Below are 5,110 nucleotides of genomic sequence, written 5' to 3' on the forward strand. Positions count from 1 at the left end.
CAGGCCCGGCTCCGTCTGATTTTTGGGCAGGATGCCCAATAAATCAGCGTCTCCCAAGCATCAGCGACATGGTTAGTCGCCTATCCCACCCAAGCGAAGTAGTACTCCTCTGCCCCTAACCGGGACAGCCCCACCCCGCCAAACAATGTGCTCGTCCGGGCCAAGTGGCGCCGACTGCGCTGGCAGTGTAACCCAGCGGCCCACGGCGGACAGTCAGACGATGGACACCACCTGTCCGCTTCCGATGAAGCGAGACACGAGGGCCAGTTCTTGGCCCTCGCCGGGGCGGCATCTCCTCCAACTCTGCATGGACTATCCTAAAAGCAGCGCGGCCATTCACCGGTCGAGATAAGGCAGGACGACCTGGACTGCATGCATGTTGGATCGATCCACCGATGAATATCTCGAGCTTGACCGGCACGATGTCTTGACGGCGCTGCGGGCGGATGATGCCCGTGGGCTGGACAGCCAAGAGGCCAGCCGGCGTCTGGAGGAGTACGGGCCTAACGAGATCAAGCAACGAGAAGAGTCCGTCTGGCACCGGATCTTCCGGCGCTTCTGGGGGCCGATTCCGTGGATGATCGAGGCGGCCGCTTTGCTGTCAGGCATCGTCCAGAAATGGGATGACTTGATCATTATCCTGATCATGCTGCTGGTCAACGCGGGGCTGGACTTCTTCCAGGAGCATCGGGCGCTCAACGCCTTGGCGGCCCTTAAGGCCGGTCTGGCCAAGACCGTGATCGTGCTACGTGACGGCGCCTTTACGACCATCTTGGCCCGGGAGCTGGTGCCCGGTGACGTCGTCAAGCTGAAGATCGGCGACATCGTCCCCGCCGACGTGAAGCTGCTTGACGGCGACTATCTATCTGTCGACCAGTCAGCACTGACCGGCGAGTCGCTTCCGGTTGCGAAGAAGGCCGACGAGCTCGCCTACGCCAATACCATTGTCAAGCAGGGCGAGATGTCGGCGGTGGTGGTCAACACCGGTCCACGCACGGCCTTTGCCAAGGTGGTCTCACTGGTCGCAAAGGCCAGTCTCAAGGAGCGCAGCCACTTCCAGAGGATGGTGATCCAGATCGGCAATTTTCTCATCCTGATCACAGTGGCACTGGTCGCGCTCATCGTCATGGTGGCGATATTTCGCCACGAAAGCCTTCTTGAGATCGCGCGGTTTTCGCTTGTGCTGACCGTCGCCGCGATTCCGGTGGCACTTCCCGCCGTGCTGTCGGTCACCATGGCGGTGGGAGCGCTCAACCTGGCACGACGCCAGGCGATCGTATCCCGTCTGTCCGCGATCGAGGACCTCGCGGGAGTGGACGTCTTCTGCTCCGACAAGACCGGCACGCTGACGCAGAACCGCATGGAGGTCGCCGAGCCCGTCTTGATGGAGGGCTTCGATGCGCGCGGGCTGTTTCGCATCGCGGCGCTGGCTTCGAAGCAGGAGAACCAAGATCCTCTGGAGCTGCCGATCTTCGGTTATCTCGAGCAGCAGTTTCCAGACCTGGACTTATCGACCTACCGCCAGTGCCATTTTTGGCCCTTCGACCCGGTGCGTAAGCGCACGGAGGCCGAAATCGAGGGTGAGGGGGACCGCTTCACCGCGGTCAAAGGCGCGGCCCAGGTGCTGCTGGCCATGACGGATCTGCCGGACGAGCGGATCACGGAGATCGAAGCCGACGTCGATCGGCTCGCCGCGCGGGGCTATCGCACCCTGGCGGTAGGACGCAGGCGCGGCGACGGTCCACTGGAGCTGATCGGTCTGATCCCCCTGTACGATCCGCCTCGAGAAGACTCCGCGGAGGTCCTGCGCCAGATGCATGACTACGGCGTGCGGGTCAAGATGATCACCGGCGACCATGTGGCCATTGCCCGGGAGGTGGCGCGTCTGCTGGGTCTGGAACAGGAGACCATCCAGGCCCGCCAGCTCAAGGGCTCCGGCAGCCAGGAGCTGCTGAGCCTCGCCGAGGCCCTGGCCACCGCCATCTACCAACGCCTCAACGGCACCGCCTCGCTTCGCGCGGCCGAGCGCTTCGCCAGCGAGGTGATGGACGCCCTGGTTGAGCTCTACGATACCCGTCTGTTGGACCGCGAGTTCATCCATACCCACGAGTCGGCCATCATCGAGATGATCGAGTCGGTGGACATCTTTGCCGAGGTGGTGCCGGAGGACAAATACCGGATCGTCGATACCCTGCAGAAGGGCGGGCATATTGTCGGCATGACCGGCGATGGGGTCAACGACGCCCCGGCGCTCAAGAAGGCCGATTGCGGATTTGCGGTGGACAGTGCGACGGAAGCCGCGCGCGCCGCCGCCGATATCGTCCTGACGGCGCCGGGCCTCGCCGTCATCAACCAGGCCATCGAGCAGGCGCGGGTCACCTTCGAGCGCATGCAGAGCTACGCCATTTTCCGCATCGCCGAGACCATCCGCATCATCCTATTCATGACCCTGTCGATCGTGGTGTTCAACTTCTATCCGATCACCGCACTCATGATCATCCTGCTGGCGCTGCTGAACGATATCCCGATCCTGGCTATCGCGTACGACCGCACCCGGATAGACCGCCGGCCTGTGCGCTGGAACATGTACGAGTTGACCACGCTTGCCACGGTGCTCGGAGTGATGGGCGTCATCGCCTCCTTCCTCCTCTTCTATCTGCTGCAGGAATGGGGGTTCTCCCACGACGAGATCCGGACCTTCCTGTTCCTGAAGCTCATCGTAGCCGGACACAGCACGCTCTACATCACCCGTGCCCGCGGCTGGTTCTGGCAGCGACCCTGGCCCGCCCCGATCCTGTTGCTGGCGACCTTTTCCACCGAGATCGTCGGCACGGTTATCGCTGCGCAGGGATGGTTGATGACGCCGATAGGTTGGGTCCCGGCGCTTTGGATGTGGGGCTACGCCCTGGCCTGGTTCCTGGTCAACGACATCGTAAAGGTGATGACAGTGCGCCTGATTCGGCAGGGTGAGCATTACATGCATCATGACAAAGTGTCGGTGAGTCCCGAGGCCGCAGTCTGAGCTCGGCCCGTTGAATCTGCTCGTTTCTCGGTTTCGGACATGTCAGAACTGCGGCAGGATCGGCTTACGCACGACTGGGTGATTGTCAGCCCCGAGCGGGCGCTGCGGCCCCATGACACGAGCAACGAAGCAAAGCCGTGCCCCTTCTGTCCTGGCAATGAGAGACCGGCCCCTTCGGCACTCGAAGAGATCACCGACCTTAACGGACGTTGGCTGGTGCGAGCGGTTCCGAACAAATTCCCGTTGCTCGCCACGCCACCAGATTCCGGCGCTCTCGCATCTTCCATGCCGACCGGGCGGATGCTCGCCGGCGGTGGATGGCACGAGGTGATCATCGAGTCGCCAGCCCACGGAGCCACGCTCGGATCCATGAGCGTGGTGCAGGCAAGGCGCGTCCTTGATATGTATGCGCGGCGTTACCGAGCCTTGGCGTCACGGGCACCCTTCGTACGCCAAGTCGTGCTGTTTCGCAACCAAGGCGCCCGCGCTGGCACCAGCCTCGTCCATCCACACGCCCAGATTGTCGCCTCGCCGGTTGTGTCTCCGGAGACGCGCCATCGCGTTGCGGTGGAGATTGCCTACTTTGATGAGCATGGATGCTGTGCCCAATGCCAAACACTCGAGGACGAGCTGGTCGCGCAGGAACGGATCGTGCTGGAGAGCCCGTTCTTCGTAACCTACGCCCCATACGCGTCCAGCAATCCCTACCAATTGCGCATTGCGCCCCTGCGCCATTGTCCGAGCTTCCTAGAGGTCAGAGAGGACGAGCTCGACGATCTCGCAGACCATCTCACGCGTGTGCTCGCGGCCTTCTTGGCGCAGCTCGATAAGCCGGACTACAACCTTGTCGTCGCCACCCCCCCGTTGGACATCATCCACCGAGCCGCGAGCCACTGGTACGTTGAAATTCTGCCGCGGCTGCAGACACCCGCCGGATTCGAGCTCGGGTCTCGCATCGTGGTCAACCTGAAGCCCCCTGAGGAAGCCGCTGCGCAGTTGCGCAAGGCCGTTGCGTCCAACTGAGATCCGACAATGGAGAAGATGTTCTGGCCCCGACGTCTCGAGCAATACTAGCCTCTCATCGTCGCGGATGCCGTCGAGCGCATCATGCTCAAGGCGAAGCGCCTGAACGACCTCCGCGTCGTCAACATCAGCTCGACCTTTTATGGGGGTGGCGTCGCAGAAATCCTCTCATCCCTGACACTGGCGCAACGTGCGATTGGCATCCGCGCGGACTGGCGCCTCATCCAAGGCAGCCCCGACTTCTTCAGCGTCACCAAAAAACTGCATAACGCGCTGCAAGGCGCAGATATTGACCTCACCGAGCTTAAGCGTCACCACTACGAGCAGATCGTATTCCAGAATGCCCTGCGTATGGATCTCGATGCAGACGTCGTCGTGATTCATGATCCCCAGCCGTTGCCTTTGGTCACACATTATCGTCGGACCTGCCCGTGGGTATGGCGCTGCCATGTGGATCTCTCACAACCGAACGGGGCCACATGGAATTTCCTCGCCGGTTTCGTCCAGCAATACGACGCTGGTATCATGTCACTGCCCGAATACAAGAAACAGCTACCCACGCCACAGCTGTTTTTCATGCCCGCCATCGATCCTTTCTCCACCAAGAATCGCACGCTCGAGGAAGCGGAAATCGATGAACGGCTGGCACACTACGGTATTCCTGACGACCTGCCCATCGTGGCTCAGATATCGCGGTTCGATCGCTGGAAAGATCCGGAGGGCGTGATCCGCGCCTTCAAGCTTGCCCGGAAGACCGTGGACGCCACACTCGTGTTGCTTGGCAACGTGGCCACGGACGATCCTGAAGGACAGCAGGTTTTCGAGTCGCTATTGGGCTGCAAGGAGGAGCGCATCCTAATCCTCACTTGCGAGGACAGTGCATTAGTCAATGCGCTTCAGCGCCGCGCCGCTGTCATCATGCAGAAGTCCTTGCGTGAGGGGTTCGGGTTGACGGTCACCGAGGCCATGTGGAAGGGGGCCGCCGTGATCGGTGGCGACTGCGGTGGGATTCGCCACCAGATTGAGGACGGAGCCCATGGCTTCCGGGTCGCACCGGTGGAAAAG

3 protein-coding genes are annotated in these 5,110 nt (G+C 61.7%); all 3 read left to right on the plus strand.

Translation table 11 applies throughout. The features are described from left to right. Window positions 1-376: 376 nt before the first annotated feature. Window positions 377-3,022: a plasma-membrane proton-efflux P-type ATPase gene (locus I6U14_RS00350; protein WP_296895940.1), complete on the plus strand. Its 2,646-nt coding sequence runs from the start codon at window positions 377-379 to the stop codon at window positions 3,020-3,022. 39 nt (window positions 3,023-3,061) lie between these two features. After that, window positions 3,062-4,045, plus strand: coding sequence for a DUF4921 family protein (locus I6U14_RS00355; RefSeq protein WP_296895941.1), 984 nt, complete (start codon window positions 3,062-3,064; stop codon window positions 4,043-4,045). Window positions 4,046-4,129: 84 nt separating this feature from the next. Further along, the coding region (locus I6U14_RS00360) for a glycosyltransferase (RefSeq protein ID WP_296895942.1) at window positions 4,130-5,110 on the plus strand (981 nt) is incomplete at its 3' end.

This window comes from Thiohalocapsa sp., from assembly GCF_019695415.1.
Classification (GTDB): domain Bacteria; phylum Pseudomonadota; class Gammaproteobacteria; order Chromatiales; family Chromatiaceae; genus Thiohalocapsa.

Bases quoted from the DNA above. Each gene is read 5' to 3' on its own strand.
- I6U14_RS00350 (WP_296895940.1), top strand. From the start codon at position 377: ATGTTGGATCGATCCACCGATGAATATCTCGAGCTTGACCGGCACGAT.
- I6U14_RS00355 (WP_296895941.1), top strand. From the start codon at position 3,062: ATGTCAGAACTGCGGCAGGATCGGCTTACGCACGACTGGGTGATTGTC.